We start from the raw sequence: 25,675 nt of genomic DNA, 5'->3' as shown, positions 1-25,675 counted from the left end.
CATGCAGGCCAGGAACCCGGCGGCCAGTGCGAACCTTGCCCGACGATCCGAGCCGTGCAATGTCGACTTCGTCGGCGGCGTCGGAGTCGCGTACCTCCTCCAGCGGAGATCGGCGTTGGCGTCAACGGGCCGAGCTCGCCTTCGAAGTGGCAAGCCGTACGGAGGTCGGCGCAGTGGAGGAAGGTCTTCGGTCGAAGGGCCAGGGCGGTCGTGCTCATCGTGCATAGGGTCTCCCTGATCACTACCCGTGCATCAAAGATTGACGTACCGTGGCGTCGTCTCGTGGGACCGACTCGGCGGACGCTGCGCATGAAGCAGAAGGCCCCGGTCATGCCGGGGCCGAAGTCGAAGGCGGGCTATGGGTCCAAGGCGTCGTTGATCTTGCTGTTGATCTGTTCTTGCTGGCCGTCCATGCACTTGGCGTAGACCCGGAGGAGGACGTCAACGCCGTGACCGGCGCGCTTGGCGATCTCCGGTGCCGGGACTCCCGCGTTCAGCCAGAGCGACACAGCGGCATGACGAAGGTCGTACGGCCGGGCGGCCAGCGACGAGGCCGCCTGTGCCGGGGTGAGGGCGAGCTTCCGGGCCTCTTGCCAGACGTAGGAGTACGCCGAGCTGGAGTAGCTCCCATCGGTGCCGGTCCGGAAGATCCTGCCGTCCTTGGCCGTGCCGTACTCGGCGATGTGCTCGCGGAGCATGGCGACCAGGACGGGCGGGATCGGGATCTCTCGCGTCTCCTTGTCCGCGCGGTGCTTCAAGCTGCGCGACTCGTGGGTCTCGCCGGAGTTGGTCCAGCGCTTCGTTCCCTGTGGCCGAGCCCGCTCCAGGACGATCAGGCCCCAGCCCGACTCAGGCAGGGTGCAGTTCTTCAGCCGCAGATCGGCTGCTTCCTCCGGCCGGAGGGCTGCGTAGTAGATGCAGGCGAACAGCGCTTTGAGCCGCGGACCTCGCTTGCGCCCCACCTTGGGCACGGCGTCGAGGAGCTGACGCGCTTGGGCCGGATTGACCACCGTCCTGGGGTCGACGACCGTCACGGCTTTGGGTGCCGTCCACTTGATCGCGTCCAGCGGGTTGCCGCTGAACACCTTCTGTTCAACCGCATGCTCCAGCAGGTGATGGAGGACGGCACGCTTACGACGCACCGTGTTCGCACCCGCTGGCTTACCGGCGAAGGTGACTGAGATGGCGTCGAGGGCCGTACGGAGAACGTCTGCCTCCCCGAGGGTCGACAGCGGAAGCGACGCCCGTTCCAGCCAATGCAGAGTCGCCGTCTGTGCCGTGGTCAGGTCGACCCGCCGCTTCTCCGGAAGCAACGCATGAATCCTGAGCACCTCCCGCAGTTCCTCCGCAGAGGGACGGCGCGGCGCGTCCGCCACCAGGGCGGGAATGAGGCTCAGGAGCGCGTATGCGTCCGTCTCCCGAGTTCGAGCCGCCGAGGTGTTCCAGCGCCGGAGCGCGTACGCCTGCGCGAACTCCAGGAACGACGGGCCGGAGCTTGCCGGCGCTGCCATCGACACCGGCAGGCCGGTGGCGACATCGAACTCTTCGCCCAGCTTGGCCGCCTGCCGCAGATCGGACATGAAGGCGTTGGCCAGGCCCTTGGTACGGAAGCTCTTCGACCTCTCCTTGCCAGCTACGCGCCATCGCGCGACGAAGGTCGACGCGCCGCCATTGGATCGTTGCTGGATCTGGCTGAACCTCACGTCGTAGGTGGTGTTCACACTGCCTCCCGTCGCGAGTCGAGCCAGGCCGTGAGGTCGCTTCGCCACACGCGGAGTTCCAGGTTGGGCAGTTGGATGCAGACCGGCGCACGGCCGAGTTCGCGCCAGCGGTAGAAGGTGCGGCGAGAGACCCCACCGAGTTCGGAGAGGACCTGCGGAACCGTCAGCAGCTCGTCACGCCTGCTCATCGAGCATCACCACCAACGGCGGGGAGCCGGGTGCCGGTGAGGGCGGCGGCGAGGAGTTGGTCTCCGAGGGAGAGGCCCTGTCCGGCGTACTCCCAGTGCGCGATCACGAGGACGGTGTCTTCCTCGAAGAGGGGCAGGCGGCCGGTGGTGACGTTCTCGACGCGCATGTGTTCTTCACGGGCGGCGCGGAGGGCGCCCAGGGTGGTGGAGTAGCGGCGGGACTTGGTGGAGAAGTGGCCGCGGAAGCCGAGCATGTGCGCCCACTGGATCAGCCGGAGGTCGGCCAGGTCTTCCAGGGTGCCTAGGCGCAGGCATGCGGCGATCAGCCGGCGGGCGTGCGGCCGGATCGGGAGCGCGTCGAGGTCGTCGAGGAGTTGGATGCGCCGGTCCAGGGTGCCGACGCATTCGGCGGCCTTGGTGGCGTACTTGGCGATGTAGGCGGCGACGGCCTGCTCTGTGAGTTCGCCGTCCAGGGTGATGCGACGGATGTCGAGCTGCTCGCCCCAGCGGAAGGTCCGGGCCAGCGGCTTGACCTCGGCGGTCACGACCGTCGCCGCGTGTTGGATGGCGTCGGCCAGCGCGTCGGCGGTGGCCCAGGCCGGGGGCGGTGAGGTGGGGCCGTCCGGGCCGTCGAGGCGGATGACGCCGTGGAAGTGGACCAGGCCGCGCCGTTGGTACTCGGCGACCTTGGCGAAGGAGATGACGGCCTGCTCACGCAGGGCCTTGAGGGTGAGGCCGGAGAGTTTGGCGAAGCGGCGGCGCAGGGCTTCGGTGAAGCGCCGCCACAGCTCAGGGCTGATCGCGTTGAACAGGACCGAGCCTTCGTAGTCGTAGCAGTCCGGGCAGAGCGGCTCGCCGAGCCGGGGGTCGTCGGCGGTGTGCCGGGCGGTGCAGGACATGACCTGTCCGTGCGGGCAGGTCTCGGAGTTCCGGCGGGCGTAGCAGGGCAGGACCTTGCCGTTCTTCTCCCGCCGGACGTGCACCGCGCCGAAGGAAGGGGCGGTCAGGGTGACGAACAGGCACGGGTGTGCGCTGACCGTCTCCGGGACGCCTTTGCCGCCGACGAGGCCGGCGCGGATGAGTTGGTAGGTGTCGGCGCGGTAGATCTCGGCGCAGGCCGGGCAGCGGGAGGCGCGGCGGGTCTTGCACGGGACGCGCAGGATGCCGTCGGGTTCGGTGCGGGTGGTGTAGCGGTGCAGGAGTTCGCCGGTGGCCTGGTCGTAGTGGTCGACCTTGCCGCGCAGGTGGATCGGTTGGCGGCAGCCGCCGGTCCGGCGGATCTGGGAGGCCCAGCGGTCGTAGTCGGGGTGGTTGAGCCGGTCGATCATTCCGGCGACGGCGTGGGAGTGGGCAAGGCAGGGCAAGATGGGACCGTCCTATCCAGGTTGCTGGTGTGGGATGGCCCCCGGCCTGGCGCGGATCTTGGCGGATGTGTGGCCAGGCGGGGGGCGCTACAGCGCTTCAGGCGCCGTGGTTGTCGATGCCGGTGCCGTAGCAGTCGGCGCAGGTGTCGTTGTCGGTAAGGCCGGTGCCGCCGCAGGTGCAGCAGCGGTAGCGAACGATCGGGACGGCGTCGAGGATCTCGGGCCAGTCGGCCCAGGGCTGTCCGGTCATGGCGGTCACCGGCTCTTGCGCGGGCTGATGGTCACGTACATGCGGTAGCTGCGGGGCCGGGCGCGGTCGGGGTAGGCCCGCGACATCGAGGTGACGTCGAAGGCGTCGCGCAGGTGGAGCATGCCGAGGGCGATCTCGGCGCGGTTTCCTTCGAGGCGGATGCGCATGGTGGTTCTCCTTCAGTGGGTGTCGGGTGTGATGCAGTCGCGGTAGCTGTCGTGGGCGGCGTGGCAGGCGCGGGCGTCGGACAGGATGGCCACGGCCCGGTACTCGACAGGGCCGAAGCGCGCCGACGTGGCGTAGTGGCCGCCGCTCGGGTCGACCGGGCTGCCGAGCAAGCCGGCGATGGCGTCGATCTGAGCGCGCATCTGGTCGTCGTCGGCATCCCGGGCGAAGTAGTGGACGACGGCCCGTCGAGGGGCGGGCACGTCTGGGTTGGCCTGGAGGAAGGCGGCCAGGTGGATGAGGCCGTGGACGAGGGCGAGGCGGTCGTCGGTCACCGGTGATCTCCTTGTCATGCGGTGCGCAGGGTGCGCAGCAGGTCGGAGGCGAGTTGGTTGGACACGCCCAGGCGGGCGCGGAGCTGGTCGCGGGTGATGGGCTTGCCATGGGCGGTGTGGTGTTCGTCGGCGACGCGGCGGGCGTAGTCGACGAGTGCCGGGTCGGGCGTGGGGCCGTCCTGCCGGTCGTCCTGACCGTCCTCGGTGGCAGGGACAAGCGCGGGACGGTCCTCATACGGGACGGCTTGCGGACGCTCAGGGACTAGGACGTGTCTCAAAGAACCACGAGCCAGTCGTTGATTGCGGCGATGTGGATGGTGGCTTCGTAGCGGACGGCGAGTTTGTCGAATCGGGTAGCGATGCCGCGGTGCCGTTTGAGCCGGTTGATGCCGCACTCGACGGCTGAGCGGGCGCGGTAGTCGACGGGGTCGAAGGCTGGTGGCCGGCCACCGCGGGTGCCGCGCCGCTGCCGGGCGGCGATCCGGTCGGCAGGCTCGGGAATCGTGCATCGAATTCCTCGTGCGCGGAGGTGCTGCCGGATCGCGCGTGAGGAGTAGGCCTTGTCGGCGCGGACGGTCTCGGGCCGGGTGCGCGGGCGACCCGGCCCGAGCCGGGGCACCCGGATCGCGGCCATGATCGCGGGGAACTGTGGTGCGTCGCCGCGCTGCCCGGCTGTGAGCACCACAGCCAGCAGCCGCTGTCCCTGCTCGCACGCCAGGTGCAGCTTGGTCGACAGCCCGCCCCGGGACCGTCCCAGAGCATGATCGGCAGGCTCGGGCCGTACTCCGCCGGGTGGCTCGACCTGCAACTCACCATGCCGGGACGCACCGGCCGCGTGCTGATGGGCCCGGCAGATCGTGGAGTCCACGCCGACCTGCCAGCCGAGCAGGCCTCGGGCATCGGCCATCGCTTGCAACCGGGTGAGGATCTGCTGCCAGATGCCGGCCCGCTGCCAGCGGCGGAACAGGCTGTAGACGGCCCGCCAGGAGCCGTAGCACTCCGGCACGTCCCGCCACGGCGCGCCGACTCGCACCCGCCAGCGGATCCCATCGATCAGCTGGCGCTTGCTCCACTGCGACGGCCGACCTGGCCTTTTGGGTGCGGGCAGCAGCGGCTCCAGCCGCGCCCACTGCGCATCGGTGAGGTCGAACCGCCGCGTCACCGCTAAGGTGGCCACGAGGTCTCCGGTTACAGGTTCTTCTTGGTCGATGAACCCTTTACCGGAGGCCTCTTCGCTTGTCCGGCTCCGACACGCCGTTGATCAACACTTCGAGACAGGCCCTAGCGGGGACGCCGCCGTCCAGGACGGGGACGTCTGCGGGACGTCCTGTAGGGCCGGTCCGGTACGACCGGCGGCTCGGCGCTCCAGCATGGAGACGGCGACGAGGAACGCGGCGGCCGGGGTGGCTGCGGTGATCCAGCCCCACACGGTCGGGTCGGCCTGTTGCAGGTTCGCGGCCAGCGACAGGACGATGCCGCCAGCCAGGACGAGGACGGGCCAGGAGACCGGGCCCCGCCGGATGCGGCCGGTCTTCTTGTCGCGCTGGCGTTCGCGGGCGGCCATGACGCAGGTCAGGTCGATGCACACAGCGACGGCCCAGGCCATCCAGCCGTGCTGGCCATGCTGGGTCGCGGTGTCGCGGATGTGGGTGAACGAGCCCGCTCCGGCGATCAGGGCCAGGACGACGACCGGGCCGGTGTCGAGCAACCAGGCGGCCAAGCGGCACATCACGATCCCTCCCTTCTCTTGGTCAGGCGGTCTGCGAGTCGGGCAGCTCGTGAGGCTGGGAGGCCATCACGTCCGCCCAGGACGGGGCGAGGGCGGCGTAGGTGCGGGCGGCGTGTTCAGCGGCGGCTTCGCTGACGTAGAAGGAGCGGGCCCGGTACCACTGGCCGTCCTGGCTCGCGACGATGGCCACGCCGGGCGTCTGGGCCGGGATGGCGCGGGCGGAGTCGAGCGCGGCCGGGTCGAGGTCGCCGAGCGTCATGGTCGCGGTCTCCGGATCGTTGACCCGGTGGCAGATCCGGCCCGAGCACTGCGCCCGCAGCGCGGTGACGCCGGGGCCGAGGTCGGAACCGATCCGCTGGCCGCAGCAAAACAGGTAGATGCCGAACGCCCGCCCGAGCTGCGCCACCCGCAGCAGCGCGGTCGAGGTCTTGGCGATCTCGTCCTTCTCGCTCTTGTCGGCCATCAGGTAGAGCTCGGCCAGCTCGTCGACCAGGACCACGACCGGCACCGGCCGCAGGGTGGGCGGGAGTTGCCAGATGTTGCGGGCGCCGGCCATCCGGCACACGCCCATCCGGTCGGCCATGAGCGCCACCAGGTCATCCAGCAGCCCGCCGCACTCGGCCCGGCTGGTGGCCAGCGCCGACAGCCGAGGCGCGTACGGGGTGAACTCGACTCCGCCCTTGAGGTCGAAGCCGACCAGCGCCACCGGCTGCGGCGCCAGGCCGACGATCAGGGCGTTGGCGAGGTTCGACTTGCCGGACTGCGTGGCCCCGGCGTTGAGCCAGTGCGGGACGGTCTTGAAGTCGACGACCCACGGCCCGCCGGTCTCCAACCGGCCGACGGTGACCTTGAGCAGCTCGGTCGAGGGCGGCAGCTCGTCGACCTTGACCAGCGGGTCGCGCATGGTCGCGGCCAGCCGCACCCGTCCGGGCTTGTCGGAGGAGACGCGCACGGCGTGCACGCCCCACGAGTGCGCGAGCCGTTCGGCGACGTCGGCGTAGTCGGCCGGAATCTGGCCTTCCAAGGTGTGCAGGGTGACCCGCCAGCCGTGCCGGGTCGGCAGGGGCAGCCACATCCAGGGCTTGGTGTCCACGGCGACGCGCTGGAACTTGCGCCGGACGCGGACGACGCCGGTCGAGGAGACCAGGCCGGGGACGGTGGTGAACCAGAAGCGCTGCCGCTTCTTGGTCAGGCCGCAGCCGAGGGCGACCTTGCGCCAGGTGGCCCGCACGGTGATGGCCACGATCGGGAAGCCGACGACGAGCCAGAAGGAGCGGTAGTGCCAGCGGCGCCAGGCCCAGAGCCCGGCCGCGACAGCGGCCAGGACTCCGAGCGCCCACCAGTGCAGGTCAGACATCGGCCGCCTCCCGTAGCGGGAGGAGGGCGGTGGCACGGTAGGAAATGCCCCACCGGCCGGCGATCTCCCAGACGTAGCCGAGCAGGCCGACGGCGTTGACCAGGTCGCCGGCCTTGATGGGCGGCTCCCCGGTGATGCCGATCTTGACGAGTTCGATCCGGCCGAGCTCGTCTTCGACGGAGACGGTGACCTCGTAGACGGTGTTGCCGTTCTTGTCGGTCTTGATCTCGCCGGTGTCGCGGTAGCACGCGAGGGCGCGGGGCCTTCACGCAGGTGATGGCGAGTTTGCTGGTGTCCACAGGGATGGGGACGGTACGCATGGGTGGAACTCCTCTGAGTGACTGTACTAGTTATCAAGATACCTAGGTATCTAGCTTTGGAAACCTGTAACGCCATGATCTTTTCGAGATTGGTTACCCATTGCCCAGAGACCTAGGCATCTAGAACGTCTACTGTAGACACATGGCACCCACTGACCGGCGCCGGCCGTACCTCAGGATTGCCGAGGACATCCGGCGCGACATCGCGTCAGGCCGATATGCCGTGGGTGAGCAACTCCCCGTAGCTCGCGAGCTGTCCGAGAAGTACGGGGTGGCCATGATGACCATCGGCAACGCGCTTGCCGTACTGCGTGACGAAGGATTGATTGAGACCCGCCAGGGAGCGGGCAGCTTCGTCACTCGTTCCCCTGATGACGCCACTTCCGAGCTGTCCCCCGGTGAGCGCAGCGAAGAGTTCCGCATCATCTCCGACCAGCTCCGCGAGATCCGGCAGCACATGGAGAAGCTGACAGTCAGGCTGGACGAGCTAGACGCCCGGACTCAGCCTGATCGATCCGAGAAGTAATCCCTTCTGTTCGCCGCTGGAGTTCGGCCAGGCCGACCGTGATCTCTGCCAGCTCGCGTAGCAGCACTTGGCGTTCGTCCTCTGTGAGACCCACGAGCACTACCCCATTCGTTAGGCAGGACGCCACAGCGCCCCCGGGTTACCTGATGGGCGGGAGAGCCGGTGGACTGCCGGCTCCGGTGATGGATTAAAGAAGTCGCATCGCCTTGGCGAGGTTGAGGACCTCGCGTTGGCGGTGCAGGCGGGCGCTGTCGCGCAGGTCGCGCACGATGTTGCGGACGAGCGGCCGGTTGCGGACGTGCTGTGGAGCGATGCGATCCGCACGGAGCAGGGCGTCCGCGGCTTCGTTGTCTCTACGGTTCATGTGAAAGCCGGCGGCTGTACAGGTCCAGTAATGCGCCTGTCTTTCGGAAGAGGCGATGGTGGCGATCTCTACTTGTTCCGCGCGGGTGATGACGTCCCTGGGTCTTCCCAGCTCCATGCTGACCTCCACCGCGTGGATAGTGGTGTTGACGCGGTTGAACTGGGTCTGGAAGACGTTGCCGTCCGGGGGCAGAACTTCGGCGACGCGGCGGGCCTCGTCGAGATGGCCCTCGGCCTCGCGCTGGTCCCATAGCCGGGAGCAGGCGACGGCCGCCCGCAGGTGCAGGGCGCCCCACATCGCCTTGATCGTGTCGCTCGCGCCCACGTACGGTTCGATGTGGTCGAGGGCGGTCAGTGCAGCGTTCTTCGCCGGGTCCAGCTGGGCTTCGTGGAGCCAGACGCCGCACAGGTCCCAACTGGCGGCGGCGATCAAGTCGGGCGAGCCCACTCGTTGCGCGGCGACCAGTTCACGTTGCACCGCCGTCCATCCGAGGTCGTGGTGACCCAGAAGGTTGGAGGAGACACGTGCCATGTGACAGGCCCGCAGCATGAGGGCCTCCGCCCGGTCGCAGTCTGCCGATGAGTCTCCAGTGATAGTGATCAGGTCGGTGAGGATGCCGGGCAGGACCTCTCCCAGCGCGGTGAACTTGGCGTCCTGGCGGAGTTGCTCGGCCAGGCGGACGTTGGCCTCCAAGTCGGCCAGCGCGCGCGGCCCCCGCGAAGGCAGCGGCGCGACACCGGCCGGGAGTGAGGCTTGCTGCAGGGCGAGGCGCAGTCCCGGAACCGCGGCGTGGCCCGAGTCGAGTTCTGCCGTCTCATGCCGGTACGGCTGTCCTGTCAGTTCGGCGACCTCCACACCGAGTACTCCGGCGAGTTGGCCGAGCACACTCATGCGGTCCAGCGGCAAGCGCCCGTTCTCGACCTTGGACAGCCATGAGACGGAACGGCCGATCTTCTCGGCCAGGGTCGCTTGGTCCCAGCCCTTACGATGCCGAGCGCGCGCGATCCGCTGTCCCTGTGTCAGGTTCTCGGTAGCCACGTGTCCGCCCTCCTTATCTCCGTCGGCTGACTCGACGATAAGGCGGGTGACCTGCTTCACCAGCAGAAAAACTGCCAGTGCACGGGCACGCCGATCCGCAGGTCGGCCTTCGACCTGCGGAAACATGCCGTCACGCGTCAGTAGCGCAACGTGACAGTGGCGCTACTGGATACCGGCGTGGCGTCCTTCTAGCCTGCTTCACCCCTCAAGATCGCGGTCCAGAGCTCTTCGGTTCGACGCCACGTCTCCCACTCGCTTTCAACGACGACCAGGCGGCCGATCGAACGTTCGTGACGGCGCACGAAGGCAAGGCCGCCGGCGACGCAGAGCTCGAAGACGACCGGCAGACAGTCACAGGTGTAGGCACGCACACGGACACGAGCGGCGCGGGAAGCACCGGGGCGCCAGTGGACCGGGGTCAGATTGGGGCGCTCCTTGGCGGGGTGGACGCTGTGATAGGCCCCAATCTCGGCCGCGGTCCGTCCGGTCCTCTCGCTGGAGGGCATCGATGAGCGACCGACAGAATCAAGCCGTGCAGCACGCGCCTGCGTGCCAGTGGCCGAGCGCATGTGCTCTTGCCCCACCCGGAGGGGCTCTGCCCTGCCGCTCATCGATGCCATGCTTCAAGCATAGCCAGCCTGTAAGCCCCTGTCTATTCCATGAAGCTTCATGGAGCTGCGTGATCCGGTGTGAAGGGGCATGAAATGCCCTTCTAGCCTCATCATGTGGCGAGATATGTCGAGCACACGCGCACCTGGGAGTTTGACGAGGACCGCTCTCGATGGGAGCAGATCCTTGAGGTCCTCGTCGTGCGGATCGACGCGGGCGAGTGGGGACCCAAGTTCAAGATCTCCGAAGTCAAGCTGATGGAGGAGTTCGGAGTCGCTCGCCCCACCATACGCAAGGCCATGGAACGCCTCAGAGCGGCGGACAAGATCTACACCGTGCCCAACCTGGGCAGCTTCGTGAAAAGTGCCGGCGACGGGACCACGGCCAGCGACGCCGAGTGAACACCCGGCACTCCACCAAGATCATTTTTGGGCCCAGTGTCGGCGGATGAGAACTTTCTCTACGTCATCAAGGGCAGCCCGCCTACGGCGCACTGCCGCGCGTCGGGCGGTCACTGGCCGCGCTGCGGCTCTCCGGCCGGTCGCGGCCAGCACCGCCCACGCGCCAGTCACCAAAGAGCAACAGGCACCCAAGGCGAGAGAAAGCCCTAACGGCGCAGCTGGGGCGGCAGTCGCACCCGCCAACAACCCTGTGATCGTCAGGACGGGCCCCGGTGTGGATTTGCCGGGTCCGAGATAATACACCGGTTGAATTCGTAGTGTCTCCGGGGCGTGACGGATAGCGGTCGATGCGGTACGACCGAGGTATGCGGTACGGGCAAAGGGGTGGATACACGCCCGCGGAGCAGGAGCGGCGGGAGCGTGTACGGCTGCAGGCGGCCGAGTGGTTCGAGGCTGGAGAGTCGGCCAGAACGGTCGCCGCGCGGTTACGGGTGCACGAGCGGTCGGTGACCCGCTGGCGCAAGGCCTGGCTTGAGGGCGGGACTGAGGCGCTGCGCTCGAAGGGGCCGGTGTCGAGGGAGAAGTTATCGGCCCGGCAGTGGGCGCGGCTGGATGCCGAGCTGCGGCGCGGGCCGCTGGCCTGGGGCTATGTGGAGGATCAGTGCTGGACCCTGGGCCGGGTCAAGGCGCTGATCGGGCGGCTGTTCCATATCGGCTACACCATCGAGGGCGTGGGCAAGCTGCTGCGCCGCCATGGCTGGTCGGTGCAGGTCCCGGCCCGGCGTGCTCTGGAGCGCGATGAGGAGGCCATCGCGGTCTGGAAGGACGAGGTGTGGCCGGTGGTAAAAGCACCGCGGCGGACCTGGGCGCCTACATCTGCTTCGAAGACGAGGCAGGTCAGGGGCTGAGGCCGCCGAAAGGACGTATCTGGGCACCGGTGGGTGCCCGGCCGGTGGTCACGGTGCGCGGCAAAGGCTCGGGCCGGGTCAACATGGCCGGCGTCGTGGCTTACCGGGACGGCGAACGGCCGCACCTGTTCTACCGCCTGCACGTCTACCGGCGGCGCAAGGGCGAGCCGAAGACGTTCTCCTGGATGGACTACCGGGATCTGATCGTGGCTACTCACCAGCAACTGGGCGCGCCACTGGTCTGGTGCTGGGACAACCTCAACGTGCACCTGGCCGGCCAGCTCGCCGATTTCGCCGCCGCGAACGCCGACTGGCTGCGCATCGTCCAGTTACCCAGCTACGCTCCCGAGCTCAACCCTGTCGAGGGCGTCTGGTCCCTGTTGCGGCGGTCGCTGGCCAACTTCGTTGTCGCTGATTTGCCCGGGCTGGTCCGGCTCGTCAAACGCAAGCTGAAGAAGATTCAGTATCGGCCGCATCTGCTCACCGGTTGCCTGGCCCAGACCGGCCCCACCCTCGACACCCCGGAAAAACTATGACCGACTCTACGAATTCAACCGGTGTAGGTACTGTCGATGGCTGAAGCGCTAGCCAGTTCCGAGCTTGGTGCGTAAATTACCTAGTTACCACCGGCTACTAGGCACTCCAAGCGACCGAGGTGATGCGTGAGCACCGTACGGGGAACGACGAGGCGTCTGCTGTCGTCACAGCCAAGAATCATAACGCGATGGCTCGCTGAAGCTACATCGCCGGGCCAATTTCTAGGTCTGCACAGACTGTTGCCGGTGGCCGCCATCCTGGCGATTCTTTCAGTCGTGACCCTCTTCTTTATCTACTGGATTATCATATTTCTTCTATCCGGCTTTGCCGCGCCAAACCAACAAAATCTCACAGGACTTCTAACCGCAGCTATCGCCACAACTGCTCTAATTGGCGCATCGCTAGGCGCGGTGTATGCCTTCAGAAAGCAAGTACTGACTGAGCGTGAATCCGCAAGAGAAGATGAGGCAGCATTTTCTGAGAGATATATCAAGGCGGCCGATCTGCTTGCTAATGAGCGTCCAGCAGCCCGACTGGCGGCCGTGCACGCCCTTGCAATTTTGGCAGATGACTGGATAGCAGGCAAGGCAGCATGCACCTTAGCCCTTGCCTCTTATATGCGCCTACCAATGCCGGCGACAGAATCCGGAATGGAGAGAGCCGGAGAAAGAGAGGTCCGGCGCACTGTCTGGAAGGTAATACGTTCTCACCTAACTGACCGCACCGAGAAAACTTCATGGCATGACCAGGAACTGGATTTTTCTGGTGGACATTTCGATAATGTAGATCTAGACAAAACCGTGCTGCATGACGTCGTGATGCAATTTCGTAATTGCGTATTCGAGGGCGGAGAGATTCGACTTCGCGGCACCAAATTAACAGGCAGAACACGTATAGATTTCACGGGTTCTACGTTCAAAAACATGACTATCCTCCTACAGGGGATGCGCATCGGGGAGGGCTCTCGCGTTTGGTTTGATGGATCCAGTATGAGTAAATGCCAGCTCCTACTTGACTTTATGGACATCGACGGAAACGCAGATCTGTCTTTTTGTGATATAAATGCTACAGGGACTGATTTTAAATTCGATAGCGACGGCACCCTCTTCTTCTTTCAGTCGCAACATTCGCACATCTCCGGAGAAGTTGACTTTTCGCGATCCAGGCTCGAAGAAGTTGATGTCCGGATGCATGCATACGAACTATCTGGACGCCTCGTCTTCGACGATACAAAGACTGATCGTGTTAATATCACAGTTCCTTCTAAGCTTACGGGGCATCCGTACGTGAATCTTGACGTATGTCCGCAGGGAGATACCTCTATCAGCGCCGGGCCGGGAAGTATCAATGGAGGTGACCTGCGCATTCGGCCCTCCGACGGTACCCCTGGAACGTTGACGGCAGAAATCAATACGTATGAGATCAAAGGTGGCGAGGTGCTCGTCAACGCTTCACGCCGTGTATGGAAATCGTTCCGCTTGGATCTAGTGAAGTCACCTGCTTCCTTCGGTGCTCCCGCAGGGCCTCCAGGCAGAGGGACAGTCCGCTCCGAGTCGAAGGTCTTCGGGTGGACGAACTGGAGTCGGACCGCGACCAGCTGGAGGCTCTGGACCACTTCCAACTTGCCGGCCTCAAGGTCGACGTCCGTCCAGCGGAGCCCAAGGAGCTCCCCACGGCGCAGGCCGAGGCAGAGCGCCAGTATGTACAACGCGTAGAGCCGGTGCTCCCGAGTGGCCTTGAGGACGGCATGAGCCTGCGGGACGGTCAGGCCGCCGATTGACCTCGAACTTAGGCACCGGGACCTTGACAAGCTTGGCGACGTTCCGAGCGATAATCTTCTCTCGTACGGCGCACTCCAGAGCGTTCCGAAGGACCGCGTGAGTGCGGGCGGTTAGTTAAGCGCGCGTATAGCGTCCAGTGGAAGTTGAAGCAGTCGCCATAAAGTTCATTGTTCGAAGGGAGCGGTAATGCAGCATAGGAAACGGCGCGACAGACGTCACGTTATGGAAGAGGAGTCTGGAGGGCTGCTCCGTGCTGCACTTCCGAGCGAATGGGTTATCCATGAGTATAAGCCGGATTATGGCATCGATGGGACCATCGAGATTTTTGAACCGGTAAGTGAGGGGGGTGACGTCTATGAAACGCTGGGTGAACATATCTTTTTCCAGCTCAAATCTATCAACAGGACAACCCTTAGTCTCCGGATCGCGCGCTCCTACGGTAGCCCGTTGGCAGGAGGCAAAAGGCAGGGGCCTCAACTTTCGGTGGAGTACGAGGCCGTTTCCTACGACCTTGAGGTGAGTGAATTACTCACGGTGGAGGCAATGGGGGCTTCCTTCGCGGTTGTTCTCTTCCTTGTTACGCTTGACACTCGCACAACCTATATGATCAGTCTCACTGACTACATCGAGAGAGTACTGGATCGGGAGGATCCGGACTGGCGAACGAGGACTAAGAAGAGAATCTTCATTCCCAGTGCCCTCACCGTACCGGGCCGCCCTTCGGCCGAACTCCTCCGTCTTTATGGTGGACGCTCGAAGCTGATGCATTTGTTCAATGTGGCCAGCTATCAGTTCGACGAATTAGAAAGAGTTTTCGGAGATAGAGAGATGAGGCCGCTGGCTGCGCGGTTCTGTGAACGGCTGCTGGCCCTCGACGTTTGGCGGATCAGCTCGTGGATTCTGCCCGTTCACTACGTTCATCAGTTGCATGCATGCCGAGAGCTCCTCGCTGGGAACCTGGCCGTGCTACCACGCCTTGGTGCTGTGATTAGCGTCGAGGAACTGGGCAAGATGGGAATCCTTGAGGAGACCATCGATCATCTACTGCTCAACGTGTGGCGAGGGCTTCGGGCACTAGGGGCTACCTTTGAAGAGAGAGTCAGAGAATGGGGGATGCCAACGCACCTGGGGATCACAGACGCGGGACTCTGAGGCTAGGTCAGATCCCAAGGCGCTGTAGCAGCGCCGCTCCTGCCATGATCCGTTCCGGAACGCTCTGCCGCCGAAGATAGTAGTAGAGGTGGGCGTTGCTAACGGTGGTGCTAACAACAGTCCTGGACGATCACGGATGTGAGTGGGCGGTGCCTCACGTGAGAGCAGCCTCGAAGAGACAATGTCGCCCAACGTGGACAGCCCTGGATGATCGTGTTCTCACTCGTAATGAAGTGTTCGGGGTGCGGCCGTGACGATCGCTGACTTCGGCTTTCACCGACCGGGGTTGGGGCGATCGCCGGCAAGGCCCTCCTACGTCGGACCTTGCGCCCGGGTGACCACGGCTGAGGCGACAGCAGCACTGACGGCAAATCCCCACGCCGACACACCCGCGCTACCGTCCACACCTAACCACGGTCGCGGTCAGCCTGTACTAGCCGGGCTCATGCTCGGTCGCTCCCATGCCTATTCATCCAGGTGGAACGCTTCCAGTAGGCGCTCCAATGTGAATTTATTGCGTAGCTTGCAGGCACTGTTCTGGTTGGCAAACATCCCACGCGTCCACTTGGCCTGCTCACGCGGGACATCCTGTATCCAGGTAATGGGCACGACGTATTCCGAGAGCGTCACGTCTTGATCATCGCCCTCGTGTCGATAGCTCGCCTTCAAATCGAGGTCCATGAAACGCCGAGTCTCCCCGTCGATCTCCAGCACCGCTTCCTTCGCCGGTCGAGCCTCGCCAATCACTGTGCCTATGCCAACGTAACCGGTCTTGGGGATGCAGGTGAAGATGCGCGCTCCAATGGGCAGGTTGACCAGCGTCCGGGAAAACCAAGTGCCGCCCCCCGCGGAAACGAAGCCGTACCTGCGAGCGTCGTCCCAGCTACGATGCCCGTTGTCCTCCCCCAGAGCCACGTACCAGTCCTGGCCGTTCCATGCCTCCTTGGTACCGCTCCGCTGTTTTACAGAGGCTGTACGCGACGGTTTGCTTTCGTCGATCAGCCAAGTACGGGCCAGGTACCGGCGATCGTCATCTTCGAAGTACCGAAAGAACACAACGTTGACAGGAACTGCGAACGAACTGAGGTAGCTCACGATGCGCTCTGTAGCGGGGTCGGCGTCATGAGCAACGATCGTCAGTCGGTGGCCGGTGTTGAGTTCGTCCGGTGGGCCGGCGCCGAACACGTTCGAGAACGCCACTTCGAAGGGGGGCTCCTGCTGGGACTCTGCGTAGATGGCCAGTACGTCGTCGTGGCTCAGTTCCTTGGCCCACGAGGCGTAGTCAAGGATCTGGGCCACAACCTCGCGCGGCGTGCGGCCCCGCTTCAATTCCACAATGTGCAGCACGCCATCACCCTCGACCCCGAGGAGGTCGATGATCCCGCCGAAGCTCGTGGTTATCTGCCGCCCGATGATCATCAGGGGTTCGCCCAGGATCACGGGATCCCGGGCGATCAACGTCTCTAACTGGGATTCCAAAGGAATTGCGCTGGAGGTGATGCGAACGGGTTCGCTATTTGCACCGATCCGCCAGAGTCCCACCTCATGTGTCATGCGCTCCCCATCGTCACGGACGCCTACGACTCGGCCGACTTTGCTCGCGCCACCTGCAACGCCTCAGCGATCGCGGCGAACTCGCTGAGCGCGGCCTCCAGATCCTCCACGATCTCCTGGGCGATCACCTCGGGAGGCAGCAGCGAGTCGGCGTCCTCCAGGGCGGGATCCTTCAGCCAGGTGATGTCGAGGTTGACCTTGTCCCGGGAAATCAGCTCGTCATAGCCGAACGGTCGGAACCGCTCCGTCTCAATCCGGTTCGCACGTGGCTCCCCCGGCCGGTAGCACTTGACGAAGTCGTCCAGGTGCTCGCGACGGAGCGGGTTCTGCTTGAGCGTGAAGTGCTGGCCGACGCGGAAGTCATAGACCCACAGCGTCTCCGTCCACGCCTGGCCGGGTCGGGCTTCCTTCTTGTCGAAGAACAACACATTGGCCTTGACCCCGCCGGCGTAGAAGATGCCGGTCGGCAGCCGCAGCAGTGTGTGAACGTCGAACTGTTTGAGCAGGCGCTTGCGTACGGTCTCACCCGCCCCGCCCTCAAACAGGATGTTGTCGGGGACGACCACCGCAGCCCTGCCGGGAATCGCGAGCATCGAGGCGATGTGCTGGACGAAGTTGAGCTGCTTGTTGGTGGTGGTGGTCCAGAAGTCCTGCCGGTTGTAGGAGATCGCCTCCTTGTCCGCCCGGCCATCTTCACCAATCACAGTGATTGAAGACTTCTTGCCGAACGGCGGATTGGCCAGCACCACGCTCGGGTACCGGGCGGGAGGTTCGGCCAGGGCGTCACGAACCTCGATCAGAGAGGCGCCGTTCGGTCTGCCGATCCCGTGCACGATCATGTTCATCGCTGCGAGCCTGGCCGTGCCATCCACCAGCTCGATCCCGCTAATCGCACCAGAGGCCAACCGGTCACGCTGCTCAGGCTTGAGCGATGAGCCGTAGTGCCCGACGATGTAGTCGTGCGCGGCCAGCAGGAAGCCGCCGGTGCCGCAGGCCGGGTCGGCGACCGTGTCGTCTGGCCCTGGCTGGACGCAGTCAACCATCGCCGCGATAAGAGCGCGCGGGGTGAAGTACTGGCCAGCGCCGGTCTTGACGTCTTCGGCGCCCTTGGCGAGCAGCTCCTCATAGGCATCGCCCTTGACGTCAGTTCCCTGGCTTGACCAGTTCTCCTTGCCAATCAGGTCGACGATGAGCCGCTTCAACTTTGCCGGATCCTGGATCCGGTTCTGCGCCTTGCGATAGATCACCCCAAGCGTGCCGGGCTGCTTGGCGAGATGCTCCAGCGTCTCGCGGTAGACCTTCTCAAGGTCCTGAGCCTCGGCATCAAGCAGAGCCTGCCACCTTGCGGCCACTCCGGCGAGCGCGGTGTCCGGATTGAGTCTCCGATTTGCCCGCTCGTGCGCCATCTTTAGAAACAGCAGGTAGGTGAGTTGCTCGACGTAGTCAATCGTGGAGACGCCGTCGTCACGGAGAACGTCGCAATAGTTCCACAGCTTCGCGACCAGTCGTCGCGTGTCCACCGCGCTCACAGCAGCGTCTCCTGTACGGGTGTGCCCTTCAGCGGCGTGGGCGAAGGGTCAGGGATATCGATGATTGGTCTCATTGCGGCTTCTGGTCGCGGCCAGCTTTCGTTCACAGGCTCGGCTACCTTCTGCCGACTACGGGGGCCGCGGCGTGTGGGAACCTGTACAGCGGCGCGCTCCATTTTGATCCGCTCGAGCAGCGATGAAGCTGGTTCATCGGTCGAATCTTGCGCTACAAGCCGACCCGCGAAGGCCTCGGCGAGCAGGGATCGTCTCAGATGATCCGCCCGCACAGTGGCTCGAACGACCTCGTCCGCAAGTTTCCCCTTCACTGAGAGTTGTTGCGATACAGCACCAACAATGTCCTCTTGAATATCGAGCGGCGGCACCACGACCGGGAGTGCTCGAATCGCTGCGGTGTTCACGCCCTTAACCGCGACACCTCGTGCATGGCGTCGGAGATATCGCTTCACAAAGGAGCTCTGAAGATAGCATTGAAGGTATTCGGGATGCAGACCGGGAAGCGGAGCGATTCGCACCACGTCACGGCTAATATTCGCCCCCACCAAAGAGGCGGGAACCACTGCAGATCTCTCGTATGAACCTCGGACGGCTAGTACGACGTCGCCAGGCGCTAGGCGGGCCCCGGCAAATTTCTCGTCGAGTTCGCGGCTCGTCTTATGCAGCACCTTCTTGGCAAGTGTCTCACCCGCAAGATCCTTCACCTCAACATATGGAACCGTTCCGCCCTCCTTTGTTTTGGGCATTAGGATTCCATATCGAATTACGCGCACAGGATCCGTTGCGGCTTCGAGGCTGAGCACTGCCCACTCAGCAGGGATGGCAGGCTGCAGTTCAAGGTCAGGTTTGACCGGCTCCTTGTACCGCCGATCGCCAAAAGCTTTATGCCAACGGAGTCTCCGCACCTCATCGAATTGCGCCTTTAGGTCTTCCTGGCAGGGAACTGCTTGAACCAGGCGGCCTTCGACAGCAGCTGTACGCAAGGCGGCAGAAAATGAAGAAATCTGACGCTGTGCGTTCAGGCAATAATTGCGTCCTGCGTCGAGGCGAGAGAGGTGGTCTTCGAGGGCAGCAACGATACGCTGCTGTTCTTTCATGGGCGGAAGGAGTACCGGCAGAGAGTCGAAGCGACCTTTCGTTACGTGCACCATCCCCGATCCGTGGGTATGGCGATAGAGCTCATCGAGCTGATACTGAACCAAATAATAATGGAAGCGCTTATCAATGAATGAATCTACCTTGAATATATGCTGATTCAATGCACCTTCTGGTCCATGCCAAATAAACGCACCCAGTGTCGCCGCCCAGGAGATCAGTAGATCGCCAGGACGAACAATATAGCGATCTTCCAGATCTCCATCATAATGGTTGAAATCACCTCCCGAGCCTGTTAGGTTCTGAATTCGAATAATAGGGCGGCCGGAATCTGACCACTCCGTCTTTCTAAAGCCGCGTCCGTTGAGATAAAAGCCAAGCTCACCCAAGGTGGTCCGAACCCAGCCAGAGGGTAGGTCTGTCATGCGGTGAGGTCCCGATTCAGATCGTGAAGGATGACTTCGGCGCGATCGTCACCAAAGGCGTGAAGGAAGCCGTCGGTGCCGCCACGCTCGGTGAACGGTACTTGCTCCAAGTCATTGTGGTCGAAAGCCGCGCTGATCGCGACCACATCGCGAATTCGCTCCAGCCACCAGACCTGATCATCCGTGAAGCAGGCCCCCGCTTGCTCCTGGCGGGCGAGCCAGTTGGCGAAGCGCTCCTCGACAACGCTCTGATGCGGCCGGGGCTGCCCGTCGATCAGGCCCAACTCAAAGCGAATGAGCTGGATCAGATCTCCCACGCCGTGCCCTACCCCCGGGGCAGCGGCGGCCTTGCCCACCTGCTCGTACGCCTCCCAGAGCCGGTTGGGGGTCCACTGGTACGGCGGGCGGGCCAGCTGTGAGGAGAGCTCCTTGAGCTGCCGGTACACCTCGCGCCCATAGGCTCCGTTGCGGTAGGCGATCTCAAGAGCGGTCAACTCGTCGCGATGCTCCCGGACATAGTCGGCCCAGGAAGTGACGATGCGCTCGGCGGTTTCACCGCGGTCCACACCTCGTGCTTCGATCAGGCTGTCCTGGTTGACCTCGTCGTACACGATGTCGTGGGCGCGGCGGATGTCGAGCAGCCGCTGCCGAAACTCCGGGTCGGCCAGCGGTTCAACGGCCACTTCCACCAGGCGGCGTTCCCAGCCCCTGCCGGTTTGCCGGGCTTCCTCCAGCACGTCGGGGTCGTTACACCGAGACAGACTCCGCACCACGTCGGCCAGCGGCTGCCCGGCGAGGTGTTCCAGCTCGCCACGCTCCTCGGGAGTGATCTGCTTGTTGAGGCGGGCGAGGCGGGAGGCAAGCGTGGAGGTCTCCGCCAGGGTCAGGCTGAGCGTGCCGGCCTTCTTCAGCAGCCGCTCCAGGCTGATCTGCTTCTCGGTGTGCTTCTCCAGCGGGGAGGCGTCCACCCGCTCGGAGTCGGTCACGCCGACCGCGTCGACCAGCACGAAACGGTCCTTGGATGCGACGTCGGGGGTGACGGCGTGCAGCTCGTTCGGGTCGATGCTGCGGGCGCCGCGCCCCTTCATCTGCTCGAACATCGCCCAGCTCTTCACCTCGTTGAGGAAGAAGACGCATTCCAGGGGTTTGATGTCGGTCCCTGTGGCGATCATGTTGACGGTGACGGCGATCCGCAGCTCCGGGCTGTTACGGAAGGCCGCGATGAGCTTGTCGGGATTCTTCGCCGTGTATGTGATCTTCTGGCAGAACTCGTTGCCCCGGTCGAAGATCTGGCGGACCATGCCGACGATTTCCTCGGCGTGGTTCTCGTCCACGGCGAAGACGAGTGTCTTGGGCACGTACTTCCGCTCGGGCTGTCCGGGCTGCCGGGGGAAGATCTCGGTGAACAGCCGGTCGCGGAAGGACTCCAGGACGAGCTTGAGCTGGCCCTTGCTCACGACCTTCCGGCCGAGTTGGCGGCCGGTGTAGGTGTAGTCGTCGTCCAGCTCCTCGTAGCGCTGCGCCCGGGTCTTTCGGTCGAGCTTGGGCACGACGATGCCCTCGGGGATGACCGCGCCGTTCTCCCCGATCTCGGTGCGGATCCGGTAGACGTTGAAGTCGACGTTGACGTTGTCGGCGACCGCCTCGGTGTAGGTGTACTCACTGACCAGGTTCTGGTGGAAGAACCCGAAGGTCTGCGCGACCGGGGTCGCGGTCAGTCCGACGAGGAACGCGTCGAAATACTCCAGGACCGCGCGCCACTGGCCGTAGATAGAGCGGTGGCACTCGTCCACGATGATGAGGTCGAAGGTCTCCGGCGGGATCTTCGGGTTGTACTCGACCCCCACCACCTCGTCGACGTCGTAGGAGTCGAGCGCCTCGTCCTCGGTGTCCGCGGACGGGACCTCCTTGCCCTTGAGCATGGCGTAGAGCCGCTGGACCGTAGAGATCACGACCTTGGACGATTCGAGCATGTCGGCGCCGGCCAGCCGCTGCACGTTGAACAGGTCGCTAAACTTGCGACCGTCGTCGGGCGTGACGTAGTTGGTGAACTCGGTCAGCGCCTGCTTTCCCAGGTTGTTCCGGTCCACCAGGAAGAGGATCCGGAACGCTCCAGCGTGCTGGAGCAGCCGGTAGGAGGAGGTGACGGCGGTGTAAGTCTTGCCCGCCCCGGTCGCCATCTGGATGAGAGATCGCGGCGCGTTCCGCCCCAGCGACGCCTCCAGCCCCCGTACGGCGCGCACCTGCGCCGGGCGCAGCCCCTTCTCACCCAGTTCCGGCAGGCCCCGGTGGAGCTTGGCCCGGAGAGTCGGCGCCGCCTCGTCGTCCCCGGCCGCGCGCATCCACCGGGCCAGCGTCTCGGGCCGGTGGAAGGAGAAGACCTCGCGGGAGCGGGAGTTGGGGTCGAGCGTGTTGGTGAAGTGGGTCTCGGTCGCGGTCGTCTCGTAGCGGAACGGCAGCGGCATCCGCCAGGCCTGGAGCTGCTGGGACGCGGTCAGCCTCTCGGCGTACCGGGCCGACTGGTTCTCGACCGCGCGCAGCGCCGTACCCTCACGCTTTGCCTCCACGACACCGACCAGCTGCCGGTCGACGTAGAGTAGGTAGTCCGCCGGGCCGCTGGCGGTGTACGCCTCGCGGATGGCCACACCCTGGCCCGCATACAGGTTCACCTTGTCGGCGTCCTGGACCAGCCAGCCGGACGCGGCAAGCATCCGGTCGACCTCCTCGCGGACCTCCTTCTCGGTGCGAGGCTGCCGGGCGACGTGGACGGCCCGCGCGATGAGGTTGTCCCGCTCAACCGCGGACGGCTTCTTGATCTTCTGGAGGCTCCGGGCGAACTCGGCCTCCATCTCGACCAGACGCGCGTCCATCTGCTCGACAAGGGTCTGCAACCGGTTCCGGTCCGCGGTCGCCCGCTCCAGAGCTTGCTGAGCCTCAGCACGCGCCCGCGCTTCGGCCTCCAGCAGGGTAGCTTTCTCCTCCCGAGTCACCAGCGCCTCAGCCAGCCGCTCACGGTGAGCGGTCAGTTCGGCGCGGAGCTGGTCGAGCTGAGCCTGCTCGGCCGCGTTCGCCGCCTGGGCCGCTTCCGGCTCGGCCGGGGGCACGAACGCAAACATTCGCGCATCGCCGGGACGTAGCGCCCGATGGAACCAGACTCCCAGCTCAAAGCAGAGTTTCACGGAGCGGAGGGCGGCGCGGACGTCCCCGTAGTGAGTATGGACAGCCTGGTTCCCAGCGCTGCGTACCTGGTCGAACGCCTGACGGATATTGGGGACCAGCACTCCGGCCCTGCTCAGGGCGTGGATGCGGCCCTTCTGGTCGTCATGCGGGACCGTGGTGTTGGTGAGCCGGACCAGTAGCTTGGCGAGGATCTCCGTAAAGCGCCGAGCCTTGTACATGGCGGCGTCAGGGTCGGTGTAGACATGCGACTCAGCAGACACACCATCCAAAACGAGCATCGGCTCATGAGTAAGCAGGAACCCGAAGTTCGGCGACCGCTGCGCCAATTCCTCGATATGCGTGCTCATCCAGTGCCCTACCTGTCCGCCTCATTCCTGATCAACAGAGCCTTGCAGGCTATCCCATACCTCCATCTTGGTCTACCGATAAGGCGCATTAAGTTTGACACACCCAATTTCCCTAACGCAATGAAGTACTTCGTGCACGGTACGTATAGAGACATCCATTAGAGTGCTCAACAGTCAAGCATTACGGTTGGACCGAAAAGGCGAGAACACTGCGCGAACGCTGAAGCCATGGCATTGAGGCAAGACGACACAAGCGAGGCGATGGGCATGCCAACCATCTCGACGCCTACGCAGGCCAAGAAGCCCGCGATAAGCGTCGGCGCGGCGCGGAGAGCCTGACAACCCCGTCACAACGGGGCTGAGGCCGTGACGATCGCAGACTTCGGCACCCATATCACGGGCTGAGGCGATCGCCGCCAAGGCCCTCCTTCGTCGGGCCGCGGCACTGGGCATGGTGGTATCTGTGACGGCAATGCTGACAGCAACGTCGGCCACCAGCCATGTCCTGGGGACATACACGGGATGATCTTGCTTAGCTCACATGTCTTATTAGTCCATTTTCCCAGCTCAAGCAGCCTTTTCAGGCCGAGTAGCCACCACTCTCCTAAAGCGAGTGCCGCAGGTTCGAATCCTGCCGGGGCACTCTCTTCGGCCAGGGTTTTCGCCCGTTGACCTGCGGTTTTTCAGCCGCAGGTCTTTTGCGTTCCTGATCCTTCATAGGCCGCCGAAAGCACCCGTATGCAGCCGTAGGACCTTGTTGATTCCGTCGCCCCTCTCAATTCTTTCGGGGGCGCCGCCCCAGGCCTTCGACCAGATGCCGAGCACGACGCAGGCCAGGAACCCTGCGGCCAGCACAAGTCTGGCCCGACGGTCCGAGCCGTTCAATGTCGATCTCGTCGGCGACGCCGGAGTCACGGACCGCCTCCACCGGAGATCGGCACTGGCATCGACGGGGTGGACTCGCTTCCGAAGCGACATGCCGTACGGAGGTCGTCGGCGCGCACGCACAGGTGACCGAACAGCCCGCCCGGCACCGATACCGGTCTCCGTGTTCACATCGACGGAATCCCTGCGCGATCCACGCACATGGGGCCAGAATGACGGGCATGGAAACAAGATCTCATTAGAGGGGGTCTCATCTGGCGGCCGGAAGATCAGCAGCTACCGGCACTCATGGACCAGGTCGTCGCCGCCCTGGCTGTGGGCCTAGTGCTCGACGTACGCCGCTTGCTGTGCGACGTACCCGCGACGGAAGGCTTCGCAGCTTGATCAATTTGAAACGGGGAGTGGGCGCATGGCGGATGGCGCCGGCGAAAATATAGATGAAAGCAAAAACGATGTCCTGGATGTGATCTGGATGATCCTAGGGGCTATCGTCGGGGTGGTCCTGGTGACAAAATACGTGCAATACGCCCGACTTGCCCATAGGGAGAAAGTGTCGGTTGAGCAGGGCATATTTGCTTTGGGGCTATTTGTGGCTCCTTGCATTCTTTCCACTCGGATCGCAGAGATCTTTCGCATCGAAGCACTGCGAGGGAGAATGTCTTGGGGGACATATTGGACCGTGTTGTCTGGTATGGCGGCGTCCATATTCACATTCTTGGGCGTCACAGGCATCGATGACATTGTTCAAGTACTGGAGTACTGGTCCTCGCTGCCGAAGGGATCACCGTGAACCCGGCCGGGATGGGCTGCGACCGACGTAGAAGGGGACGCATTTAATCCGTCGCGAGCACGGAACCACTTCCGCCTGTGGCGGAGCCCTGTGGCCGGAGGCTCCGGCCGCCAGAAAGTCGATGGGGATGGACGGATCCGAACCGTCACCGCCGCCCCATTTCGCCCCGGAGGCCAAGCCGAGGGTGCTCGGGGGAAGAGTGCTGCCGCCTCACCTCACCCCCAGGGCTCTGCTGACTGCACGCCTGAGTGCCCACAGGCTTCCCAGGAAGCAATGAGTGCCGTAGCGGCGGCAGCTCGCGCTCCACTCCACTGCACAGCCGTGCGGGCCTTCGCTCCCGGCCCACGTGATCGGCCGCACTTCGAGATCACGATCATGTTGAACCGGATGCGGGCCGGTGCAGGTGTCGGGACGCTGCTCTGTGTCGATCACGCAGCTGTTGGCGGTCGTGTTTCCGCATCTTGCCGCCGTTCGTGTCGAGCGGGTGCATCGGATAGGCGTGACCGTGCAGGTGAAGGCCGCGACGACGGAGCCGAAGGGTGAATGTCCTGCCTGCGGATGGGAGTCGGTGCGGGTTCACAGCCGTTATGAGCGGCGCCTGCCGGATCTGCCGGTGGCCGGGCAGGAGGTGCTGGGTCAGGTACAGGTCCGTCGCTTCTTCTGCGACAACACCGCCTGGGCCAAGCGCACCTTCGCCGAGCAGGTTCCCGGCCGGGATGGTCACCGACCGGCCGAAAGGCACGCAATCACGCCGAGGAACCTCAACCTCTGTACCGCGATCCATGTACGTGAAGGCGCCTACAGACATTTGTGTCCCAGAGCGAATCCCGAGGCTCTTCGCCTGAAATGCGAGCACAGCATCCGCCTTTCGATGAACGCCTCCGGCCGCAATCACTCCATGTAATACCTCAATGACACTAGGAACCGACTGGAACGTCACTTAGAGCGACTTGTGAACAAGTTTGATAACTCACCGCCCACATCCCGTCGCAGGCTGTTGATGTCGAATGGCTCTGACCTGGGCATTCACGGATTCGTCGGTGTTTACCGGTTGGACGACACTTGCAACTGACTGCCAAAAAACTCGCCGCCGACGCCATTCATCTCCAA

Annotated in this window: 22 protein-coding genes and 1 pseudogene; 8 read left to right on the top strand and 15 right to left on the bottom strand. The window is 64.2% G+C overall.

What is annotated here, in order from left to right; all coding sequences use genetic code 11:
* Nucleotides 1-356: 356 nt before the first annotated feature.
* The 10 genes and pseudogenes from ACIBF7_RS40445 to ACIBF7_RS40400 all read right to left on the bottom strand — a co-directional run bounded on the left by ACIBF7_RS40445 (nucleotide 357) and on the right by ACIBF7_RS40400 (nucleotide 7,109).
* Entirely contained in the window at nucleotides 357-1,721 is a 1,365-nt protein-coding gene (locus tag ACIBF7_RS40445; RefSeq protein WP_397199492.1) for a tyrosine-type recombinase/integrase, read from the bottom strand.
* Entirely contained in the window at nucleotides 1,718-1,909 is a 192-nt protein-coding gene (locus ACIBF7_RS40440) for a helix-turn-helix transcriptional regulator (RefSeq protein ID WP_397199491.1), read from the bottom strand. The genes ACIBF7_RS40445 and ACIBF7_RS40440 overlap by 4 nt, the downstream gene beginning before the upstream one ends.
* Complete coding sequence (locus ACIBF7_RS40435) at nucleotides 1,906-3,237, bottom strand: replication initiator (protein ID WP_397199506.1); 1,332 nt, start codon at nucleotides 3,235-3,237, stop codon at nucleotides 1,906-1,908. The genes ACIBF7_RS40440 and ACIBF7_RS40435 overlap by 4 nt, the downstream gene beginning before the upstream one ends.
* A 133-nt stretch (nucleotides 3,238-3,370) precedes the next feature.
* On the bottom strand, nucleotides 3,371-3,523 hold the full coding sequence (locus ACIBF7_RS40430; protein ID WP_397199490.1) for a hypothetical protein: 153 nt from the start codon (nucleotides 3,521-3,523) through the stop codon (nucleotides 3,371-3,373).
* A gap of 5 nt (nucleotides 3,524-3,528) precedes the next feature.
* Nucleotides 3,529-3,690 (bottom strand): hypothetical protein, encoded by a 162-nt coding sequence (locus tag ACIBF7_RS40425; RefSeq protein ID WP_397199489.1) that lies wholly within the window; start codon nucleotides 3,688-3,690, stop codon nucleotides 3,529-3,531.
* Between the two features lie 12 nt (nucleotides 3,691-3,702).
* Nucleotides 3,703-4,023, bottom strand: a complete 321-nt coding sequence (locus tag ACIBF7_RS40420; protein WP_397199488.1) for a hypothetical protein — start codon at nucleotides 4,021-4,023, stop codon at nucleotides 3,703-3,705.
* Nucleotides 4,024-4,037: 14 nt separating this feature from the next.
* Nucleotides 4,038-4,301, bottom strand: a complete 264-nt coding sequence (locus ACIBF7_RS40415; protein WP_397199487.1) for a hypothetical protein — start codon at nucleotides 4,299-4,301, stop codon at nucleotides 4,038-4,040.
* Nucleotides 4,298-5,200 (bottom strand): IS5 family transposase, encoded by a 903-nt coding sequence (locus ACIBF7_RS40410; protein WP_397199486.1) that lies wholly within the window; start codon nucleotides 5,198-5,200, stop codon nucleotides 4,298-4,300. The genes ACIBF7_RS40415 and ACIBF7_RS40410 overlap by 4 nt, the downstream gene beginning before the upstream one ends.
* Before the next feature lie 132 nt (nucleotides 5,201-5,332).
* Nucleotides 5,333-5,752 (bottom strand): annotated as a pseudogene (locus ACIBF7_RS40405) (DUF2637 domain-containing protein); the annotation flags it as partial.
* A gap of 22 nt (nucleotides 5,753-5,774) precedes the next feature.
* Nucleotides 5,775-7,109, bottom strand: coding sequence for an FtsK/SpoIIIE domain-containing protein (locus ACIBF7_RS40400; protein WP_397199485.1), 1,335 nt, complete (start codon nucleotides 7,107-7,109; stop codon nucleotides 5,775-5,777).
* 462 nt (nucleotides 7,110-7,571) lie between these two features.
* On the opposite strand from ACIBF7_RS40400, the gene ACIBF7_RS40395 reads away from it, so the two are divergent.
* A complete protein-coding gene (locus ACIBF7_RS40395; RefSeq protein ID WP_397199484.1) occupies nucleotides 7,572-7,955 on the top strand; it encodes a GntR family transcriptional regulator in 384 nt (127 codons plus the stop codon).
* 187 nt (nucleotides 7,956-8,142) lie between these two features.
* Here ACIBF7_RS40395 and ACIBF7_RS40390 read toward each other — a convergent pair whose 3' ends face one another.
* Nucleotides 8,143-9,357: a helix-turn-helix domain-containing protein gene (locus ACIBF7_RS40390; protein ID WP_397199483.1), complete on the bottom strand. Its 1,215-nt coding sequence runs from the start codon at nucleotides 9,355-9,357 to the stop codon at nucleotides 8,143-8,145.
* 725 nt (nucleotides 9,358-10,082) lie between these two features.
* Here ACIBF7_RS40390 and ACIBF7_RS40385 point away from each other — a divergent pair.
* From ACIBF7_RS40385 to ACIBF7_RS40365, 5 genes are all read left to right on the top strand, one after another.
* A complete protein-coding gene (locus ACIBF7_RS40385; RefSeq protein ID WP_397199482.1) occupies nucleotides 10,083-10,367 on the top strand; it encodes a winged helix-turn-helix domain-containing protein in 285 nt (94 codons plus the stop codon).
* A 365-nt stretch (nucleotides 10,368-10,732) separates the two neighbouring features.
* Nucleotides 10,733-11,275, top strand: a complete 543-nt coding sequence (locus ACIBF7_RS40380; protein ID WP_397199481.1) for a winged helix-turn-helix domain-containing protein — start codon at nucleotides 10,733-10,735, stop codon at nucleotides 11,273-11,275.
* Entirely contained in the window at nucleotides 11,200-11,811 is a 612-nt protein-coding gene (locus tag ACIBF7_RS40375) for a transposase (RefSeq protein ID WP_397199480.1), read from the top strand. The genes ACIBF7_RS40380 and ACIBF7_RS40375 overlap by 76 nt, the downstream gene beginning before the upstream one ends.
* Before the next feature lie 246 nt (nucleotides 11,812-12,057).
* On the top strand, nucleotides 12,058-13,527 hold the full coding sequence (locus tag ACIBF7_RS40370) for a hypothetical protein (protein ID WP_397199479.1): 1,470 nt from the start codon (nucleotides 12,058-12,060) through the stop codon (nucleotides 13,525-13,527).
* Between the two features lie 288 nt (nucleotides 13,528-13,815).
* On the top strand, nucleotides 13,816-14,745 hold the full coding sequence (locus ACIBF7_RS40365; RefSeq protein WP_397199478.1) for a DUF4365 domain-containing protein: 930 nt from the start codon (nucleotides 13,816-13,818) through the stop codon (nucleotides 14,743-14,745).
* A gap of 465 nt (nucleotides 14,746-15,210) precedes the next feature.
* Here the strand turns inward: ACIBF7_RS40365 and ACIBF7_RS40360 are convergent, their stop codons facing one another.
* From ACIBF7_RS40360 to ACIBF7_RS40345, 4 genes are read right to left on the bottom strand one after another with little or no spacing between them, the layout of a single operon-like run.
* Nucleotides 15,211-16,299, bottom strand: a complete 1,089-nt coding sequence (locus tag ACIBF7_RS40360; RefSeq protein ID WP_397199477.1) for an endonuclease NucS domain-containing protein — start codon at nucleotides 16,297-16,299, stop codon at nucleotides 15,211-15,213.
* 23 nt (nucleotides 16,300-16,322) lie between these two features.
* The gene (locus ACIBF7_RS40355) at nucleotides 16,323-17,828 is read right to left on the bottom strand and encodes an N-6 DNA methylase (protein ID WP_397199476.1); all 1,506 of its coding nucleotides are present in this window, start codon (nucleotides 17,826-17,828) and stop codon (nucleotides 16,323-16,325) included.
* On the bottom strand, nucleotides 17,825-19,363 hold the full coding sequence (locus ACIBF7_RS40350) for a restriction endonuclease subunit S (protein WP_397199475.1): 1,539 nt from the start codon (nucleotides 19,361-19,363) through the stop codon (nucleotides 17,825-17,827). The genes ACIBF7_RS40355 and ACIBF7_RS40350 overlap by 4 nt, the downstream gene beginning before the upstream one ends.
* Complete coding sequence (locus ACIBF7_RS40345) at nucleotides 19,360-22,803, bottom strand: DEAD/DEAH box helicase family protein (RefSeq protein ID WP_397199474.1); 3,444 nt, start codon at nucleotides 22,801-22,803, stop codon at nucleotides 19,360-19,362. The genes ACIBF7_RS40350 and ACIBF7_RS40345 overlap by 4 nt, the downstream gene beginning before the upstream one ends.
* A 1,381-nt stretch (nucleotides 22,804-24,184) precedes the next feature.
* Between ACIBF7_RS40345 and ACIBF7_RS40340 the strand changes: the two genes are divergently transcribed.
* Nucleotides 24,185-24,565, top strand: a complete 381-nt coding sequence (locus ACIBF7_RS40340) for a hypothetical protein (RefSeq protein WP_397199473.1) — start codon at nucleotides 24,185-24,187, stop codon at nucleotides 24,563-24,565.
* A 421-nt stretch (nucleotides 24,566-24,986) separates the two neighbouring features.
* Complete coding sequence (locus ACIBF7_RS40335) at nucleotides 24,987-25,469, top strand: transposase family protein (RefSeq protein ID WP_397199472.1); 483 nt, start codon at nucleotides 24,987-24,989, stop codon at nucleotides 25,467-25,469.
* The last annotated feature ends 206 nt before the right edge of the window (nucleotides 25,470-25,675 follow it).

Source organism: Nonomuraea sp. NPDC050478 (genome assembly GCF_044458265.1).
GTDB classification, from domain to species: Bacteria; Actinomycetota; Actinomycetes; order Streptosporangiales; family Streptosporangiaceae; genus Nonomuraea; species Nonomuraea ferruginea.
This window is presented reverse-complemented; position numbering and strand designations above follow the sequence as displayed.